This is a genomic window from Nocardiopsis sp. EMB25, from assembly GCF_026797795.1.
Lineage (GTDB): Bacteria > Actinomycetota > Actinomycetes > Streptosporangiales > Streptosporangiaceae > Nocardiopsis > Nocardiopsis lucentensis.
Genome location: NZ_JAMTDN010000001.1, coordinates 4008955 through 4028117, shown reverse-complemented (window position 1 = coordinate 4028117; position 19163 = coordinate 4008955). Strand labels below are relative to the sequence as shown.

Here is a 19163-nt window from a genome sequence, read left to right as displayed (position 1 = left end):
GACGGGCGGGCCGAAGCGCAGCGGAGGACCGAAACGAACACAGTCAGACCGGGCCGGTCATCTTCGTCAGACCGCCCGCGCCCGCGGGCAGGAACAGCGCGAAGGTGGTCGGCCGGGTCTGCACCAGTTCGATCCGAGCCCCCTCCGACTCGGCGATGTGCCGGGCCAGGGCCAACCCCAGTCCGGTGCCGCCGTCGCCGCTGACCTCGCGGTCGAAGATCCGGCCCGACAGGTGTTCGGGGACGCCGTCGCCCTCGTCACTGACCTCGATACGCACCGACTGGCCGGTGTCGAGGCGGCGGATGGTCACCGTGCCCGCTCCGTGCTTGTAGGCGTTCTCGACCAGGGTGGCGAGGATCTGCGTGAGGTCGCTCGGCACGGTCATGGCGGTCAGCCCCGGGTCCCCCGCGACGACCAGGTCGCGCTTCTCCTGCTGGAAGACCGGGGACCACTCGGCCTGGAGGTGGTTGAGCACCGGGTCGACCTCCACCGGTTCCACCTCGGGGTTCTGGCTCTTGCGAGCCCGCCCCAACAGGCTCTCGACGGTCTCGACGAGGCGTTCGGTCTGGGAGAGCGCGGCCTCACCCTCCTCCCGGACCACCTCGGGGTCGTCGGCCTCGGCGACGATCTCCTCCAGGCGCATGGTCAGTGCGGTGAGCGGTGTGCGCAGCTGGTGGGAGGCGTCGGTGGCGAAGTGGCGTTCGGTGGCGATGAGGCCGGCGATGCGTTCGGCGCTGCGGTCGAGCACCTCGGCCACCCGGTCCGCCTCGGGGATCCCGTAGCGGTGGCCCCAGGGGGTGGCCACGCCTGACCCCAGGCGCTCCGCGGTGGCCGCCAGGTCGACCAGGGGGAGGGTGAGCCTGCGGGCCTGGAACATCGACAGCCCCACGGCCACGCCGATGGCGAGAAGGGACAGCGAGCCGATCCCGAGCCAGGCGCGGACCACGCTGCGCTGGACCTTGTCCGCGCTCGCCCACACCTGGACGTGTGTGCCGCGACCGGTGGTGTCCATGGCCCGGAGCAAGCTCGGCGCATCCGGCGTGGCGGGGCTCAGGGCGGGGTCCCCCGCCGTGGTCGCCTGGGTCTCCCCGGGAGGGGTGATGCGTATGAACCGGCGGGGATGCTCAGAGCTCAACTCGGCGAGGTCGAGTTCGCCCTGGAGTTCGAGCATGTTGTCGCTCTCCGCGCCGATGAGTTCCGCCTCGCTCCGGAGCTGTTGGCTGGCCTCGTCGTGCACCATCCTGTACGTGAGCGCACCCAGAGGCAGGCCGAGCAGCATGACGGCGATGACGGTCACCACGAGGGTGGAGAAAACCATCCGCCTGCGCATGTCACCTCATCCGTGCGACCCGGGCGGCCGATCGCGTCCAGCGTGTCGGCGCGCGGTCGGGTCAGTCCCGTTCGAAGCGGAAGCCCACGCCCCGCACGGTGGTGATGTAGGACGGCTGGTTGGCGTCGTCGCCGAGCTTGCGGCGCAGCCAGGAGATGTGCATGTCCAGGGTCTTGGTCGACCCCCACCAGTTGGTGTCCCACACCTCGCGCATGATCTGCTCGCGGGTCACCACCTTGCCCGCGTCGCGGACCAGAACACGCAGGAGGTCGAACTCCTTCGTGGTCAGCTGGAGTTCGCGTTCGCCGAGCCAGGCACGACGTGAGTCGTTGTCGATGCGTACACCGTGGACGACCGGCACCTCGGCTCCGCCGCGCCGCAGGAGGGCGCGGACACGGGCGAGGAGTTCGGCCAGCCGGAACGGTTTGGTGACGTAGTCGTCCGCCCCCGCGTCCAGGCCGACCACGGTGTCGACCTCGTCGGCTCGGGCGGTCAGGATGAGGATGGGCGTGCCGTGACCCTCGGCGCGCAGCCGACGTGCCACCTCGAGGCCGTCCATTTCTGGCAGCCCGAGGTCCAGGACCATCAGGTCGATGTCTCCCGCACGTGCACGGTCGAGTGTCTCAATGCCGTTGACGGTCACGTCCACCGTGTAGCCTTCGCGGCGGAGCGCACGCGCGAGGGGCTCGGAGATCGAGACATCGTCTTCGGCCAGCAAAACGCAGGTCATGGTCCCGATCGTAGGTCTGGGGTCGCGCATTTCCCTATTATGCGCGCCGGATGGCCCAAGGTTGGCCGAAAATACGCTATTCCCATACCGGGCAAACCGTTCATTCATCCATATTGTGCCTTTTCTTTGCTTTTTCTTGGTGATACTGGGATGCTGGTTGCTCGCGTGTGCGGGAGCCCCGTTGTGCCGTGTGCGTTTCCGGCGCGACCCTGAGCGACTTCCGCCCCGAGGAAGTGGGACACTTCATCACGCGACGGGACATGGGGGCGGCCCCGGTGGGGCATCGACGCGGAGTCGGATTCGCGCTCGGTCGCCAGCCCCCCGTCCGAGCGCGACCACCCCAGATCCCCAGATCCCCAGACACCGAGGAGCTCCTTCGTGAACGACCACACGCCCGACCCCGGGGGCGGTTTCGGCCCGCCGCCCCAGGGTCCGCAGAGCCCCCATGGGGGACAGGGGCAGCAGCCCCACCACCCCCAGGAGTTCCTGGACCCGCAAGGGCGGCAACCCCACCAGCCCCAGCAGCCGAGCCACGCCCAGCAGTTCGGTCAGCCGCAGCAGCCGCAGTACTGGCAGAACCAGCAGGTCCCCCAGGGGCCTCAGCCACCGCAGCCTCCTCAGAATCCCCAGGGTTTCCAGGGGCAGCAGCCCCCGCAGGGGCCGCCCCAGGGGCCTCCGCCCCAGGGTCCGGCCGGACCCGCCTCACCCCCTCCAGCGGGGCGCGGACGCTACGGGGCCGGGGTGCTGGCCGTGCTCACGGTCATCGCGGTTCTCGCGGGCGCGTCCTTCCTCGGCGGCGGTCTCTTCCTCGGGCAGACGGTGGTGAGCGGATTCGCCGCCGACCCGTCGCCCGAACCCGCCGAGGACCCCTCCCCGTCTGGGGAGCCGACCGAGGAGCCCACCCCGGAGCCCACCGAGGAGGAGTTCGAGCCGACCGAGGAGCCGACCGAGGAGCCCACCGAGTTCGAGCCCCAGGAGCTGATCACCTCCACTGAGCTGCTCGACGAGCTGTCGTCCGAGTTCGACATCACCGAGCGCTACGACACGACCGGCGACATCTGCGAGTCCGACGAGGGTGAGGGGCCGCTCTTCCAGTGCAGTTCCGCGATCGACACCAACCTGGTGCGGGTCATCGCCTTCGACAACTCCGGGATCGCCGCTCTCATGGCCGGGGCCCTCTCCGCCGATGAGGAGGGCGACTCCGTGGACGTGCAGTACGCCTGCCACTTCGTGCTCATCTGGTTCGAGCAGAACGGCCTGGACCAGGGCGAGCGCGATGACATGACCGCCGCCGCCGAGGAGATCGTCGGCTGTCTCTGAGCCGCGCGCCGGAGCGCCCTTCCGTCCGGGGCGCCACATCGTGTCGTTACGCACATTAGGAATCACTCTGGGTGACAATGGCCTCGTTGGTGCGGTCCGTCGGGCTTGTGCGCCCCGTGGCCGTTCCACCGAGCACATCCATCCCGGTGCCGGCCCCGACCGCCCCACGGCTGACAGTCCGGCCAGAGCGCCGACACCGGCAACCACCCCGCCCCGCACCCGGGGCCGGACGAGGAGCGGTGATGGCCAGCAGACGATTCCTGAGAGTGACGACGGCGGCCCTGGGGCTCGCGGCGCCCATGGCGCTGGCGGCTCCGGTCGCCACGGCGGAGAGCGGACCCGAGGAGACACCCGTGTCGGCGCCGTCGGCCACCGCGGCCAGGACGGAGTCCGCCTCCCCGCGGCTGTACTACACGACGTGGCGGGACGCCAGTACCTACTGGTCCGCGGACACCCGCTACGCGACGGGCGGGTGGCTGTGGCCGGGGCGGCACTACGTCTTCTGCCAGACCAAGGGGCAGCCGCACACCGATGGCAAGGACACCAGCACCATGTGGTGGGTGCTCACCGACGACGACACCGGCAACAGGGACGTGTTCGTCAGCGCGACCGCCTTCGACGCGGCCGAGCCGTGGCAGCCGATCGAGGGCCTGCCGCGTTGCTGAGCCCCGGCCACCGGTCCGGAGCGGGCACGCCGCCGACCGGTGGCCGGGTCGGCGCCGTCCCGAACCGATGGCCGGGACGGCGCCGCCGGATCAGCGCTCCTCGACCTCGAAGGTCAGCGGTCCGGCCAGGACTCCTCCGTCACCGTCGAGCAGGTAGGCGGTGAACGTACCGGCGCCCAGCACGCGCGTGCTCACCGGGACGTGGCCCCACTCGCGGCGGGCCCGGCGCGTGGCCAGCGGCTCCTCCGCGCCCGGGGAGACCCCCTCGGCGAACACCGCCACGTGGTTGTCGCGGCCCGGGGAGTCGGTGGAGTAGCGGAAGATCGCCGTCGCGGGCTCCCGGACCGGCGTGCGTCGCAGCTCCAGCGTGCCGGTCGGCGTCTCGACGGGAGTGGCCTGGTCGCCGACCACGATCCGGCCCGAACCGCCCTCGGGGTACCGTTCGGCGGTCACCCGGCCCTCCAGGGACCCCGTCAGGTACTGCTCCAGGGCGCCCTGGTAGGTCGCGCCCACGACGGTGAAGTCGGCCCCGCGGAACGGGTACATGTCGCCGCCGCGCGCGGAGAAGTCGATGGTGGCGACCGTGATCGGGTCACCGTCGACGACCTCGCCGTCCTCCACGAGGACCGTGCCGTCGTGCAGAATCACCTCGCGGACCCGCTCCCCGGGAGCGACCACCCGGCCGTCCGAGTCGACCTCCTGTGCGGCGCGCTCCGGGTCGTAGGCGAAGTTCACCCCGCCGACCTGCATGAACCCGCCGTTGGCCGCGGGGGCGGCGTGCACACCGTGTTCGAGCAGCTCCTTGATCTGCGAACGCGGGATGTCCGGCACCACCACGACCTGGTTGGCGAACGGCGCGATCCCGTAGGTGTCCAGCGCGGTCAGCGGCCCCGCCGGGATGACCGACGAGTTGCGGATGCCGCCGCCGTTCTGGATCCCGATCTGCGGCTCCGGGACCCCGTACTCCGCCGCGTTGCGCCGACCCGTGTCCAACAGGGCGTCGGCCATCAGGCTTCCGAGGTTGGTCTCCTGGGTGCGCACCCCCGGGTCACGGGTGCCGTCCAGGGCGACCTCGCTCTCGGCGACCACGGTCTCGTCGAGGGCGGCGACGTGGGCGGAGACCGGTTCGGTCACCTCGCCCTGGACCGCGGCGTGCGGCTCGACGGCGTCGTCGCCGACGCCCGAGACCCGGACGGTGCCCGAACGGTCCGAGACGGAGGACACCCGGCCGTCGGCGTCGAAGTTGACCACCAGGCGGCCGACGTACTCGTAGTCGCCGCCGGTGGTGACGATCGGCAGGTCGGCGCCCTCGGCGTCGCTCGCCCACAGCGGGTACGAGAGGGGCTCTCCGGTGGACGGGTGCGCGGTCACCTCGTCGCCGGGAACCAGCGGGTCGTCGGGGTTGGCCATGACCTCGTGGCCACCGCCGGAGACGATCGCGTCGACGTCGGTCAGCTGTTCGGCCACGCTCTGCTCGTAACCGATGTTCTGCAGGTGGGAGATCATGACGATCTTGTCGACGCCGTCGGCGGTGAGCCGGTCGACCTCGGCCTGGACCGGTCCGACCACGTCGTGCAGGACCAGGTCGCGGGGGCTGCTGATGCTGTGCAGCTCCGGGTAGAGGGCGCCGACGACGCCGACACGCTCGCCCGCGACGTCGATCACCGTGCTGGGCGCGATGCGGCCCGCGTCCGCCAGCGCGGCCAGGCGGGGCTCGCCCGACACGTCCACGTTGGCCGCGACGACGGTGGTGTCACCGGTCATCGCCTCAAGGAAGTCGGCGTACACGTCCGGGCCGAAGTCGAACTCGTGGTTGCCCATGGACACCGCGTCGTAGCCGGCGTGGTTGGTGGCGATCGCGTCGTAGAACGGCGCGCCCTCCTCCATCGAGGCGGAGAACTCCGGACCGGGCAGGTAGAGGTCGCCGGAGTTGACCGACACCACGCCCCGCTCGGCGGCCTCGTCCGCGCCCGCGCCGACGCCCGCGTTCTCGGCGTCCCGCAGGTCGTGCAGGAGGGTGGTGTAGCGGGCGGCGCCGCCGAAGTCGGGCTGGGCGGAGGCGTGCAGCAGCGCGGACTCGGGGTCGTTCCCGTGCAGGATCGTCAGGGTGAAGTCGGCTCCGGCCCGGGTACCGGGGGTCTCCCGGGGCGCCGCGTCCGCCGCGGAGACGGATACGGACGAGGCGACCAGGCCGCCCGCCAGTACCAGCGCGCCGGACGCGCGCACGAGTCTGGTCATGCTCTGTGACTCCAGTTTCTTGGGGGAGGGGGTCCGGGACGGTGGGACGTCCCGGGATGGGGGTCAGAGGGCATCACCCTAGAGGAAGAAGGGTCTCCTGGCACGGGATCGGGGGTGACGACGCGGCGAACCCGCGGTGCCGGTCCGGGGGACGAAACCGGGTGCCGGGTCGCCGGACGAATCGGGTGCGCGCACTACCGCCCCGAGGGCCACGGCACCTCTACCATGGACGCACACGCCCATCGACTCCTCGGAGGACCCCTGTGCATCGCTCTGGCCAGGACCCCCACGACCCCGACGGGGCGCGTGGCGCGGGTGGCGGTGTTCCGCCCCAGCGCGGGCTGTTCGGTTTCGGGGCGCACCTCGACGCCCTGCACCCGAACGCCCCGACGCCCCGGAAGGTCGCGGTGGTCCGGACGTTGATGTTCGTCGGCGGTTCCTGCGGACTCGCCCTGTCCGCGCTGTTCCTCATGGGGTTGGCCATCCCACCGGAGACGATGGGCGAGGTCCTCCGAGAACAGGCCGACCTGGCCGCCGAACAGGGTGTCGAGGCGGTGGTCACCGTCGACGTGATGCGCTCGCTCATGGCCGCGCTGGCTCTGGTCACCGGTGTGTACGGGCTCCTGTCCACGCTGTTGGCGTCCCGGATCCGCCGCAGGACGATCGGGGTGTTCTGGGGCGTGGTGGTCTTCCAGGTCGCGGCGGGGGCGCTCCTGGTCTGGAACATCAGCGGTGGCGACTGGCAGTCCGTCGTGCCGCTGGGCTTCACCGCCACGATGGTGGCGTTCATGTTCTCCCGGGAGGGGCGCGCCTACTACGGGCTGCTCTGACGCCCGGTGCCCCGGGCGGCCGTCCTCTCCGCGCTCCTTCCGAGTCCGAAGAGGCGCGGCCCCTCACGCGGGGGCAGCGGAGGCCGGACCGCGACCTCCGTCCACCGGCGTCCGAGGAGGGCCCGCACCGCGGCCGCCCCCGTCCCCGGTTCCCCGGCGCCCTCGGGCGGTCGCACACCGCCCTCCTCGTTCTCCAGGGCCAGACACTCCCGCAGGAGCTCCGCCGCCCCGGGCCGGTCGTCGGGGTCCTTGGCCATCGCCGCCGCCACCAGCCGCTCCAACCCCGGCGGCAGGTGCTCCACGTCCGGCTCCTCGAACATCACCCGGCGCGCCATCTCCTTGGGATGCGCGCGCCCGAACGGGTCGTGCCCGACCGCGGCGAACCCGACCGTCGCCCCCCACAGGAACACGTCCGCCTTCTGGGTCGTGGGCAGGGCGCCGTACTGCTCCGGACTCATCCACCCCGGGGTGCCCAGCCGGTCGAGCTGACGTGCGACCCGTTCGTCCGCCAGAGCCTCCGGGGACGGGAGCCGTAGGTCGCGGTAGGCGCGGCGCATCCGGCGCAGCCTGATCCACTTGGTCGGGTCGGGGTCCTCCACCGGGTGGGCGATCCCGAAGTCGAGCAGTTTGGGGCCCCGGTCCGACAGCACGACGTTGCTCGGTTTGAGGTCGCGGTGCACCACACCGGCGTCGTGGATCGCCCTGAGGGCCTCGGCCGTCCCGACCGCGAGCCCGAGCAGCATGCCCCGGCGCAACCGGCCGAAGCGCTCCACGTGGTGGCGGAGGGTGGGACCGGGGACGTACTCGGTGATCATCCACGGCGGGTCGGCCTCGACGTCGGCGCGGACGAACCGCGCCACCGACGGGCTGTTCACCCTGGCCAGGAGCCGCGCCTCGTGGGCGAAGCGCGTACGGAACCGGGAGTCGGCCGCCTGCTCGGGGTGGACGACCTTGACCGCCAGGTAACCGTGGACCCCGGGGGACTCGGCGGCGTAGACCGTGCCCATCCCTCCGGAGCCGACCCTGCCCCGGATCCGGTGTCCGCCGACCGTGCGCGGGTCTCCGGGTTCGAGGGGGGCGAGTCTGCGGATGCCGCGCGCCTTCATCGTGCTCCCGTTCGCTGGGGGACGCGTGTGCCGGGATCCTATCCTCCGTGTGTTTCGGCGTCGGGTCGCGCGCGGTCGACGGTCGTGGGTCCCCTGGCGCTCCCGGGATCTCGTCACAACCCCGGACGCGGTTCGCGCGTCGAATCCGGCGAGAGGTACGCCCGCGCGCGGGCCGAGCGCCGGAAAGGACGCCATGGAGTTCACCCTCGCCGACGGCACCACCGTGCGGATCACCGCCGCCACCTCCCGCGCGCTGCGCGCGGCGGTGCCCGTACAGGGCCGTCCGGGGCTGTCGCGGCTGCGGAGCCGCACCCCAGGCGAGGCCGTCCGAGCGCTGGCCGACCAGCGGCTGGCGGTCCGGGACCGGCGCCTGGGGATCTGGGTCCTCACCGAACGCGGAGCCGGAGTGCGCGACCTGCTGGCCAACGCGCCCGGGACGGCCTTCGGGGGCGGCGGGGACGACTGGGGCGGGCACGAACCCACCCGGCTCACCGTCCACCCGGAGGTCGACGACGGGACCGCGGTCCGGCTCAACGCGGCCGCCCTGCGCCGGGACCGGCCCGCTCCGCAGCCACGGCCGCCCCTCCCGTACCGGCGCTCCGACGCCTCGCTCCCCGACAAGGACCACTGGCTCTACCCGGTCGGCGGCGCGGTGATCGTCGGGCTGTTCCTGCTCCTGCTGCCGTTCCTCGGGATCGTGGCCGCGGGCGTGCTCGTCTTCCTCGGGCTCGGCGCGGCGGGCGTCGCCGCGCTCGCGACCGTCATCACGAAGGCCTTCGACGAGCCGTCGCGAAGGCCCCTTCCGGGCCAGGCCGAACGCGCGACGGAGGAGTGGCTGCTGCGGGAGTGGAGGGAGTGGTACGTCAGCCCGGACACGCTGGACACCCCGGCCCGCGCGCTGCTCGGCCGCGCCCAGGCCGCCGTTGACTCCGTCCTGGCCTCCTCCCTGCACGACCAGGGCCTGCTGCTGGACACGGTCCGCAACCGGGTCGTCCTCGCGGACGTCGAGTGGGGCCTGGCCAGGAGCCTGGCCGGGCACACCCGGACCCGGCGCACCATGGCGAGCACCCCCACTCCGGGGGAGCACAGCCGCCGGGCCGCCGCGCGCGCCCGGGAGGTCCTCGACCAGGACGTCGCCCGCGTCGCCGAACGCGTCCGCGTCCTGGAGGACTACGCGAACAAGGTCCGCGCCGCGGAGATGGAGCGCTACGACCGCCGCGCCGCCGAGCGGTTGGAGGCTCTGGCCCTGGAGGCGGGGTCCGACCACCGGCAGCAGGACGAGGCGCTGTCCACCCTCGTCCAGGCCCAGGAGCTGGCGTTGCGCGTCGCCTCCCTCACCAACGAACTCGGGTATCCCGGCCACCCGGGCCCCCTCGACGGCCCGGAGCCGCCGGACGGTCCGCGGCGGTGAGCCCGACCGGCGCCGTCCACCGATGTTCGGCGGCACTCCCGTTCGTCGGTGCCTTCTGGCACGCTCGACACGAGAGGAGGCACCATGACCCCCGAGCAGTTCATCGACGCCGCGTTGTGGTTCCCGGAGACGTCCGAGACCGAACCCTTCGGTCCGGGCCCGTTGGTCTACAAGGTCGCCGACCAGAAGATGTTCGCGCTGCTCATGGAGCGCGCCCAAGGCCCGGTGGTCAACCTCAAGTGCGACCCGGAACTGGCCCTGGAACTGCGTGACCAGTTCCCCGGCGTCACCCCGGGCTACCACATGAGCAAACGGCACTGGAACTCCGTGCTCCTGGACGGCTCCGTGCCCGACGACGAGATCGTGGAGATGCTGAGACACTCCTACGTACTGGTCGCCCGGAGCCTGCGCCGGGCCGACCGGGACCGCGTGCTCGCGGCCCTGGGCGACGACGCCCCCCGGCCTGAGGGGCCGTCCGCCACCGTGTGACCGATCGGGAGGGAGCGTTCATCTCGTGTCCGACAGGACCTTCCGGCCCGCCGTCGTCCAGGGCGTCCTGGAACGGATCACCTACGCCAACGAGGACAACGGGTACACCGTCGCCAAGGTCGACACCGGGAACGGGGCCCACGACCTCCTCACCGTCGTCGGCGCCCTGGCCGGCGTCCAGCCCGGCGAGGCGCTGCGCATGCAGGGCCGCTGGGGCTCCCACCCCCAGTACGGCCGCCAGTTCCAGGTGGAGAACTACACCACCGTCCTGCCCGCCACGGTCCAGGGCATCCGCCGCTACCTCGGCTCCGGGCTCATCAAGGGGATCGGCCCGAAGATGGCCGAACGCATCGTCGGGCACTTCGGCACCGACGCCCTGGACGTCATCGAGGACGACCCCCAGCGGCTCGTCGAGGTGCCCGGGCTCGGCCCCAAACGCACCCGGCTCATCGCGGACGCCTGGGAGGAGCAGAAGGCGATCAAGGAGGTCATGGTCTTCCTCCAGGGGGTCGAGGTCACCACCTCCCTGGCCGTGCGCATCTACAAGAAGTACGGGGACGCCTCCATCAACGTCGTCCAGAAGGAGCCCTACCGGCTGGCGTCCGATGTGTGGGGGATCGGGTTCAAGACCGCCGACACCATCGCCCAGGCGGTCGGCATCCCGCACGACAGCCCCCAGCGGGTCATGGCGGGCATCCAGTTCACCCTCTCGGAGTCGACGGGCGACGGTCACTGCTACCTGCCCGAGGAGCGGCTCATCTCCGCCGCCGTGAAGATCCTCGGGGTGGAGGCTGGCCTGGTCATCGAGTGCCTCCAGGAACTGGTCGCCACCGAGGGCGTGGTCCGCGAGACGCTTCCCGGACCGCAGGACGAGACGGTGCGCGCCGTGTACCTCGTGCCGATGCACCGCGCCGAGATCGGGCTCGCCTCGGGGCTGCGCTCCCTCCTGGAGGCCCCCGGCGACCGGCTCGCGTCCTTCACGGACGTCGACTGGGACGTGGCCCTGGGCTGGCTGCGCGAGCGCACCCGGGTCGACCTCGCCGACGCCCAGCGCGAGGCCGTGCGCACCGCGCTCACCGGGAAGGTGTGTGTGCTCACCGGAGGCCCCGGATGCGGCAAGTCCTTCACCGTGGCCTCCGTCGTCACCCTCGCCGCGGCCAAGCGCGCCAAGATCATCCTGGCCGCGCCCACCGGGCGGGCCGCCAAGCGCCTGACCGAGCTCACCGGTGTGGACGCCTCCACGGTGCACCGGCTCCTCGAACTGCGCCCCGGCGGTGACGCCGCCTACGACCGCGACAACCCCCTGGACTGCGACCTGCTCGTTGTCGACGAGGCCTCCATGCTGGACCTGGTCCTGGCGAACAAGCTGGTCAAGGCGGTGCCACCGGGTGCGCACCTCCTCTTCGTCGGCGACGTCGACCAGCTGCCCTCCGTCGGAGCGGGACAGGTGCTGCGCGACCTCCTCGACGACGGCTCCCCCGTCCCCAGCGTCCGCCTCACCCACGTGTTCCGGCAGGCCCAGCAGTCGGGCGTGGTCACCAACGCGCACCGGGTCAACACCGGTGAGCAGCCCGAGTTCCAGGGAATGACCGACTTCTTCCTCTTCCCCTGCGACGACGCCGAGGAGGCCGCCGAACGCGCCGTCGATGTCGTCGCCCGCCGCATTCCACGGCGCTTCGGGCTCGACCCCCGCCGCGACGTGCAGGTCCTCACCCCGATGAAGGGCGGACCGGCCGGATCCGCCCAGCTCAACACCGCCCTCCAGGCCGCCGTCACACCGCCGGGGGAGGGGGTGCCCGAACGCCGTTTCGGCGGACGGGTCTTTCGCGTGGGCGACAAGGTCACGCAGATCCGCAACAACTACGAGAAGGGGGCCAACGGGGTCTTCAACGGGACGCTCGGCGTGGTCACCGGGATCGACGCGGTCGCCCAGGAGGTGGCGGTGCGCACCGATGAGGACGAGGAGGTCGCCTACGACTTCGCCGAACTCGACGAGCTGGCGCACGCCTACGCCGTCACCGTCCACCGCTCGCAGGGCAGCGAGTACCCCTGCGTGGTGATACCGGTCACCACCAGCGCGTGGATGATGCTCCAGCGCAACCTGCTCTACACCGCCATCACGAGGGCGAAGAAGCTCGTGGTCCTGGTGGGCTCCCGCCGCGCCCTCGCCCAGGCCGTCCGCAACGCCTCCTCCGGCCACCGGTACACCGCCCTGGCCCACCGGCTGGGGAACTGGTAGGTGCCGCGGCCGGAGGCCGTCGGTTAAGGGTGTCCCCCTTCGCGAAGCGAACCCTGGGTGGTGGTGGGCGACGGGCGGGCCACTACGCTGGTTGACCGTGCGAGAGACCCTGATCGTCGTCGGCGCCGCCATCATCCGTGACGGCCGCGTCCTGGCCGCCCAACGAGCCGAACCCGCGGCCCTGCGCGGCCGGTGGGAGTTCCCCGGCGGCAAGGTCGACGACGGGGAGTCGCCCACCGACGCGCTCACCCGCGAGTGCCGGGAGGAACTCGGCGTCACCGTCCGACCCCTGCACCCGATCGGATCCGACGCCCCGTTCCCGGCCCCGTCCGGCTCCCGTACGCGTGACGCCGTGCTGCGGTTGTGGCGGGCGGAGCTGGTCGACGGCGAGCCCGAACCGCTGGAACACCTGTCCCTGTGCTGGCTCTCCGCCGCCGACCTGCGCGCCGTCGACTGGCTGCCCGCGGACGTCCCCTTCCTGGGCCCGCTCGCACCCTTGCTGGTCAACCCATCGTGACCAGGTTGACCTGCACGTTTCCCAACCAGACACCTCTTACCGCATAAACTGGCGACGGGCCGTGGCACTCTGCGGTCTCTACCCAGTATCAGGAGATCGAGACTTTCCCATGTCCAGCGCCATGCCCGTCGAGGGCTCCGCACGCCGCGGCGACATCCGAAACGTCGCCATCGTCGCCCACGTGGACCACGGCAAGACGACGCTCGTCGACGCCATGCTCTGGCAGTCCGGTGTGTTCCGTGAGAACCAGGACGTCGACGACCGCGTGATGGACTCCAACGACCTGGAACGCGAGAAGGGCATCACCATTCTCGCGAAGAACACGGCCGTCCACTACACCACGCCCGAGGGCGAGGACGTGGTCATCAACATCATCGACACCCCCGGCCACGCCGACTTCGGCGGCGAGGTCGAGCGCGGCCTGTCGATGGTCGACGGCGTCGTCCTGCTCGTGGACGCCAGCGAGGGCCCGCTCCCGCAGACCCGCTTCGTGCTCCGCAAGGCCCTGGCCGCCAAGCTCCCCGTCATCCTCGTCATCAACAAGGTCGACCGGCCCGACAGCCGGATCGCCGAGGTCGTGGACGACACCTACGAGCTGTTCATGGACCTGGACGCGGACGAGTCGCAGATCGAGTTCCCGATCATCTACACCTGCGCCCGCGACGGCAAGGCCTCCCTGGAGCGCCCGGAGAACGGGCAGGTGCCCGACAACGACAACCTCGTTCCGCTGTTCACCACCATCCTGGAGACCATTCCGGCGCCCGAGTACACCCCCGGCGCGCCCCTCCAGGCCCACGTCACCAACCTGGACGCCTCCCCGTTCCTGGGCCGCCTGGCGCTGTGCCGCGTCCAGCAGGGCGAACTGCGCAAGGGCCAGCAGGTCGCGTGGATCCGCGGCGACGGCACCACCCAGCAGGTCAAGATCACCGAGCTGCTCATGACCGACGGACTGGAGCGCCGGCCCGCCGAGAAGGCCGGGCCCGGCGACATCGCCGCCATCGCGGGCATCCCCGACATCATGATCGGCGAGACCCTCGCCGACCCCGAGGACCCGCGGCCGCTGCCGCTGATCACGGTGGACGAGCCCGCCATCTCCATGACCATCGGCACCAACACCTCGCCGCTGGTCGGCAGGGTCAAGGGCGCCAAGGTCACCGCCCGCCTGGTCAAGGACCGGCTGGACCGCGAGCTGATCGGTAACGTGTCGCTGCGCGTGCTGCCCACCGAGCGCCCCGACGCCTGGGAGGTGCAGGGCCGCGGTGAGCTGGCCCTGGCCATCCTGGTCGAGCAGATGCGCCGTGAGGGCTACGAGCTGACCGTCGGCAAGCCGCAGGTGGTCACCCGCGTGATCGACGGCAAGACGCACGAGCCGGTCGAGCGCCTCACCGTGGACGCCCCCGAGGAGTTCATGGGCGCCATCACCCAGCTGCTCAGCGTCCGCAAGGGCCGCATGGAGAACATGGTCAACCACGGCACCGGCTGGGTGCGCATGGACTGGCTGGTTCCCTCCCGCGGCCTCATCGGGTTCCGCACCGAGTTCCTCACCGAGACCCGCGGCACCGGCATCGCCCACCACGTCTTCGAGAAGTTCGAGCCGTGGTTCGGCGACCTGCGCACACGGCCCAACGGTTCCCTGGTCGCCGACCGGGCCGGTGTCGCCGTCGCGTTCGCGATGTTCAACCTCCAGGAGCGCGGCACGCTGTTCGTCGAGCCGACCACCGAGGTGTACGAGGGCATGATCGTCGGCGAGAACTCCCGCGCCGACGACATGGACGTGAACATCACCAAGGAGAAGAAGCTCACCAACATGCGCTCGGCCACCGGCGACGAGCTCGTGCGCCTGGTGCCGCCGCGCCAGCTGTCCCTGGAGCAGGCCCTGGAGTTCTGCCGCGAGGACGAGTGCGTGGAGGTCACCCCCGAGCACGTGCGCATCCGCAAGGTGGTCCTCGACCAGAAGGAGCGCGCCCGCATGGCCGCGCACAAGAAGCGCCAGTCCCAGTAGGGGTTCGCGGGTCGGGGGCGGTCGGTGGACGCCGACCGCCCCCGACGCGTTTCCGGCCAGGTCAGAGGGGTAAACCGCTTAGAGCGATGAAGTCGGAGCCCTCGTGTCCTCGATGCGGGCGCGCGGTCCATCCTCCGGGGTTGTGGACCAGCGCGTGGCAGTGTGACGTCCACGGCCCGGTGGCGCCCCTCCAGGGGGTCAGAGCCCCCGGGGTGAGCAGTCTCGACGCCCTGCTTCCCCAGGCCCACGTTCCGGTCTGGGTCCCGTGGCCGCTGCCCACCGGGTGGGTGGTGACCGGGTTCGCCGAGGCCGGTGACGACCGCAGCGGCGTGGTGGCCGCCGCCGTCGCCCTGTCCGGACCCAACCCACTCGGTGGGATCGGCGAGGCCGTCATCGTCGCCGAGGACCCCGGGGTGGGGCTCGGGGCCCGGCTGGCCGGTCTGGAGGGGCCCGACCCGGGCGACGGGTTCGACTCCTCGGCCGCCGACGCCAAGGTGCGCTTCGACGGTCACGAGATCGCCCTGTGGAACCTCGACGTGGGCCGCGACCGCGCGGTCTACACGGGTGAGGCGCTCGCCCACTGGTTGTGGTTCGTGTTCGCCTCACCGGATACCGCGATCCTCATGTGCGAGATCAACGCACTGCGGGACCTGCGCGACATCAAGGACGGCGGCGTCGCTTTCGAGCCGCCGTTCGGGGCCCTCAGCCCCTTCCTCACCGGAGGGCTCGCACCGCTGGAATGACCCGGCCCCGGCGGTGCGTGGGAGCACCCCGGGCACGCTGAACGGGACTTACGTACAATCGGGCAGTGACCCGAATCGACCTGCACTCGCACAGCTCCGTCTCCGACGGGACCGACACACCAGCCGAGGTCCTCCGGGAAGCGGTGGCCGCCGGGCTCGACGTCCTCGCCCTGACCGACCACGACACCGTCGGCGGGATCGCGGAGGCGGCCGAGCACGTGCCCCCGGGTCTCACCCTCGTCCCCGGGATGGAGCTGTCCTGCGCCCACGCCGGGTCCAGCGTGCACCTCGTCTCCTACCTGTTCGACCCCGACGCCCCCGGACTGGCAGCCGAGCTGCGCCGGGTCCGCTCCGACCGGGCCTCGCGGGCGGAGGAGATGGTGGCCAAGCTGCGCGGGCTCGGCGTCGACGTGTCCTGGGAGCGGGTCCTGACCATCGCCGGGGCCGGACGGGACGAGTACGCCGACGCCAACACGATCGGCCGCCCGCACCTTGCGCGCGCGATCGTGGAGGCGGGCGCGGCCCGGGACGTCCAGGACGCCTTCGACCGGTGGATCGGCTCGGGCGGCCCCGCCTACGCGGCTCGGTACGCCCTCGACCCCGTACGCGCCGTGGAGCTGGTACGCGAGGCGGGCGGCGTCTGCTCCCTCGCCCACCCGGCGCGCGCCGAGGGCGCGCTCAACGGGGCGGTGCCGATCGACCTGGTCGAACGCATGGTGGCCGCGGGGCTGGGCGGTATCGAGGCCGATCACCCCTCGCACAACCGGGCCCAGACCAAGGAGTGGCGGGGTGTGGCCGCCGACCTGGGCGTGGTGGTCACCGGCTCCAGCGACGACCACGGGAGCCTGACCGGGCACCGCCTGGGCTGCCGCACCACCGCGCCCGAGGCCTTCGAGGAACTCGTGGCGCCCGCGACGGGCGTTTCGCTCATCCGAGGTTGACCCGCGTGCCCGGTGCCTGTTCTGGGCCTCCGCTGCGCTTCGGCCCGTGTTCGGGCGCCTGAAGAGGCAGGGGTGCTTCATCCTCGTCCTCGCCTGTCGCTCGTTCCTCGCTCGCGGCTCGACTCGTCTTGCAGCACCCTGCCGGCGCCCGAACGAAACCCCCTGGGCGCCTGCTCCGGAAAACAGGATCGCGCGTTCGATACGGTACGGACCACTGCCAGAGAGCGCGACAATGGTCGCAGCGAACTACCTGAACCTGGACGATTCGAAAGGTCTGACGCCGTGTTCTGGAAGCGGAAGCCGAAGAAGAAGGACGGCCAGGAGGCCACCGACTCCGCTGTGGAGGAGCGGGAGGCCGCGAAGGACTCCGAGGAGGAGGCCGCGGGGGCCGAGTCCGAGGACACGGAAGAGACCACGGACGGTGTCGAGGAGACCGGCGCCGAGGAGACCGGCGCCGAGGAGACCGGCGCCGAGGAGACCGGCGCCGACGGGGACGCCTCCGATGAGGACACCGACGACGCCGAGAGCGCCGAGGGCGGGAAGTCCGAGGCCAAGGACGCCGAGGGCGAGGGCCCCGCCGACGTGTTCGCCGACGACGCGGAGGAGCCGGGCGTGACCGGCCCCGACGGCGAGGGCATCACACGGGTGCGGACCTCGGGCAGTTTCGAGTTCGACGGTCAGACCTACGAGATCGTCAGCAACACCTGGATCGTCGAGGCCGACGACGAGGGGGTCGTCGTCATCGATCCCGGCCACGACCCCGAGGCGATCCTCAAGGCCGTCGGCGACCGCGAGATCTACCTCGTGGCCTGCACGAACGGCTACACCCCGCACATCGAGGGCGCGCTGCGCGTCGCGGAGGAGAGCGAGGCCGACATCGCCCTGCACCCCCGCGAGATGCGCGCCTGGCGCCGCCACCACGGGGCCGAGCACCGTCCCGAGGTCGAGGTCGAGGGGCAGGGCGCCTTCGACATCGGCGATCTGCACATCGACGTCCTGGCGCTGCCCGGCACCTCGCCCGGCACCGTCGGCTACTACATCAGCCAGCTCGGCGTGGTCTTCAGCGGTGACACCCTGCGCAAGGGCGAGCCCGGCATGGTCGGCGACACCTACATCGACTACACGACGCAGCTCGCCTCCATCGGCGAGGCCCTGCTGTCGCTGCCGCCGGCCACCCGCATCCTGCCCGACCGCGGGCCGGCCACCACCTCCGGCGCGGAGAGCAAGAACTTCGACGACTGGGTCTGACCTGGACGACCGTCCGCCGCGCCGTTCCGGTGGCGCGGCGGACCGGGCCGGAGCGGAGCGCGGGCCCGAGGCATCCACGGACCGGGGCGTGTTCCGTGGATGCCGCCCGTGCCGAGGAAGCCCTCGCGCGGCGGGCGTCCGTCGAGGGCGGCGGAGGGCGGGGGCTTCAGCGCGACTGCCGCAAGCCCGAAGAGGGAGCTCCCCTACCGTGCGCCGCTTCGCCGGCTCAGCGGTGTCGCGCGGCGGGGTAGGTGTCCTCCGCGCACGTCCTAGCGCCGGCCCACGGACTCGGTCTGGTTCCAGAAGGACGTCAGCGCGCTCGACGTCGTCTCCGGGGCCTCCACGTTGGGGGAGTGACCGGCACCGGGCACCACCAGGCGCTGGGCGTCGAGCCGCTGGGCCATCTCGGCCTGCTCGTCGGTCGACCAGGTGTCGTCGTTCTCGCCGTACAGCACCAGCGTGGGCAGGTCCAGGGCGGCGAGCTCGTCGACCCGGTCCGCCGTGCCCAGCAGGTCCTCAGCGGTGCGCATGAGCCCCATGGCGCTGCTCGACACCAGCCGCCTGCGGAGGAAGTCCTGGATGCCCGGGTCGGCTGTGCGCTGGCGCGCCTCGCTGTCGAACTGTTCGTCCCACAGTTCCTGAAGCCGTGCGGTCGAGGGGTCCATGGACAGCGCGGCGATCAGGTTGCGCGCACCGGTCGCGCGGTCACCCTCCAACGCGCCGGGGCCGCTGCACATGAGGGTGAGCGAGGCCAGAGCCACACGCTCGGACAGGGCGGTCTCCCGGACCACCAGGCCGCCGAACGAGTGTCCGACCAGGTGGACCGGCGAGCCGTTTCCCACCTCGTCGACGACCTCTGCGACCACGCCGCCCAGGGAGGAGAGGCGGTAGTCGGGGAGCTGGACGCCGGGAGGGGCGGTGAGGGTCTCCGGTCCAGGCGATTCATAGGTGCCGGGCAGGTCGATCGCGACCACCTCCCGACCGGCCTGCGCCAGGCTCTGGAGGAGGGCGATGAAGTCCTCCTTGCTGCCGGTGAAGCCGTGCACCAGGACGGCGGGCGCCAGTTCGGCGCCGCCGGACGTCGGCAGCGCGCGCAGGGCCGCCACCGGGCCGTGGGACAGGTGCAGGTCCGCCCGCCGCACACCGGGCGGCGGGTCGAGGAAGGTCGGTGTACTCACGTCGGGCAACCTTAGGGCATCTTCGGCGGACACCGGCCCCGGATCATCTCCGACCGCCCGTCCGCCAGATGGGCGGACGGTCAGCGGTCACGGTGCCCGGCCCCGTCGCCTCCGGCTCCCCCTCAGGGGAGGGCCGCCCGCGATCGGCCGGGGCGGGCGGCGGTACCACCACGGCC

Annotated in this window: 16 protein-coding genes; 11 read left to right on the top strand and 5 right to left on the bottom strand. The window is 71.9% G+C overall.

The window, feature by feature from the left end; genetic code table 11:
• Positions 1-43 precede the first annotated feature (43 nt).
• Positions 44-1330, bottom strand: coding sequence for a sensor histidine kinase (locus KIK06_RS17400; RefSeq protein ID WP_268644102.1), 1287 nt, complete (start codon positions 1328-1330; stop codon positions 44-46).
• Positions 1331-1391: 61 nt separating this feature from the next.
• Positions 1392-2060: a response regulator transcription factor gene (locus KIK06_RS17395; RefSeq protein ID WP_017570862.1), complete on the bottom strand. Its 669-nt coding sequence runs from the start codon at positions 2058-2060 to the stop codon at positions 1392-1394.
• A 378-nt stretch (positions 2061-2438) separates the two neighbouring features.
• On the opposite strand from KIK06_RS17395, the gene KIK06_RS17390 reads away from it, so the two are divergent.
• A complete protein-coding gene (locus KIK06_RS17390) occupies positions 2439-3380 on the top strand; it encodes a hypothetical protein (protein ID WP_268644093.1) in 942 nt (313 codons plus the stop codon).
• A 242-nt stretch (positions 3381-3622) separates the two neighbouring features.
• Positions 3623-4045 carry a hypothetical protein gene (locus KIK06_RS17385; RefSeq protein ID WP_152486188.1) on the top strand — a complete coding sequence of 141 codons (423 nt, stop codon included), beginning with the start codon at positions 3623-3625 and terminating at the stop codon, positions 4043-4045.
• Between the two features lie 90 nt (positions 4046-4135).
• On the opposite strand, the gene KIK06_RS17380 is transcribed toward KIK06_RS17385, so the two are convergent.
• On the bottom strand, positions 4136-6283 hold the full coding sequence (locus tag KIK06_RS17380; RefSeq protein ID WP_268644091.1) for a bifunctional metallophosphatase/5'-nucleotidase: 2148 nt from the start codon (positions 6281-6283) through the stop codon (positions 4136-4138).
• A 263-nt stretch (positions 6284-6546) separates the two neighbouring features.
• Between KIK06_RS17380 and KIK06_RS17375 the strand changes: the two genes are divergently transcribed.
• Positions 6547-7113 (top strand): hypothetical protein, encoded by a 567-nt coding sequence (locus tag KIK06_RS17375; RefSeq protein ID WP_268644089.1) that lies wholly within the window; start codon positions 6547-6549, stop codon positions 7111-7113.
• Here the strand turns inward: KIK06_RS17375 and KIK06_RS17370 are convergent.
• A complete protein-coding gene (locus tag KIK06_RS17370; RefSeq protein WP_268644087.1) occupies positions 7098-8219 on the bottom strand; it encodes a serine/threonine-protein kinase in 1122 nt (373 codons plus the stop codon). The genes KIK06_RS17375 and KIK06_RS17370 overlap by 16 nt on opposite strands.
• Positions 8220-8412: 193 nt before the next feature.
• Here KIK06_RS17370 and KIK06_RS17365 point away from each other — a divergent pair, with 193 nt between their 5' ends.
• The 8 genes from KIK06_RS17365 (at position 8413) to KIK06_RS17330 (ending at position 17809) form a co-directional block, all read left to right on the top strand.
• Entirely contained in the window at positions 8413-9630 is a 1218-nt protein-coding gene (locus KIK06_RS17365) for a hypothetical protein (RefSeq protein WP_268644085.1), read from the top strand.
• Positions 9631-9714: 84 nt separating this feature from the next.
• On the top strand, positions 9715-10119 hold the full coding sequence (locus KIK06_RS17360; RefSeq protein ID WP_017596928.1) for an MmcQ/YjbR family DNA-binding protein: 405 nt from the start codon (positions 9715-9717) through the stop codon (positions 10117-10119).
• Positions 10120-10144: 25 nt separating this feature from the next.
• Positions 10145-12358, top strand: coding sequence for an SF1B family DNA helicase RecD2 (gene recD2 / locus KIK06_RS17355; RefSeq protein WP_268644083.1), 2214 nt, complete (start codon positions 10145-10147; stop codon positions 12356-12358).
• A 97-nt stretch (positions 12359-12455) separates the two neighbouring features.
• Positions 12456-12875 carry a (deoxy)nucleoside triphosphate pyrophosphohydrolase gene (locus KIK06_RS17350; RefSeq protein WP_327084648.1) on the top strand — a complete coding sequence of 140 codons (420 nt, stop codon included), beginning with the start codon at positions 12456-12458 and terminating at the stop codon, positions 12873-12875.
• Positions 12876-12984: 109 nt separating this feature from the next.
• Positions 12985-14877 (top strand): translational GTPase TypA, encoded by a 1893-nt coding sequence (gene typA / locus KIK06_RS17345; protein WP_017596925.1) that lies wholly within the window; start codon positions 12985-12987, stop codon positions 14875-14877.
• 86 nt (positions 14878-14963) lie between these two features.
• Positions 14964-15620, top strand: a complete 657-nt coding sequence (locus KIK06_RS17340) for a DUF6758 family protein (protein ID WP_268644081.1) — start codon at positions 14964-14966, stop codon at positions 15618-15620.
• A 65-nt stretch (positions 15621-15685) separates the two neighbouring features.
• Positions 15686-16561, top strand: a complete 876-nt coding sequence (locus KIK06_RS17335) for a PHP domain-containing protein (protein ID WP_268644079.1) — start codon at positions 15686-15688, stop codon at positions 16559-16561.
• 282 nt (positions 16562-16843) lie between these two features.
• A complete protein-coding gene (locus KIK06_RS17330; RefSeq protein WP_268644076.1) occupies positions 16844-17809 on the top strand; it encodes an MBL fold metallo-hydrolase in 966 nt (321 codons plus the stop codon).
• 269 nt (positions 17810-18078) lie between these two features.
• Here the strand turns inward: KIK06_RS17330 and KIK06_RS17325 are convergent, their stop codons facing one another.
• Positions 18079-18987, bottom strand: coding sequence for an alpha/beta fold hydrolase (locus KIK06_RS17325; protein WP_268644074.1), 909 nt, complete (start codon positions 18985-18987; stop codon positions 18079-18081).
• Between the last annotated feature and the right edge of the window lie 176 nt (positions 18988-19163).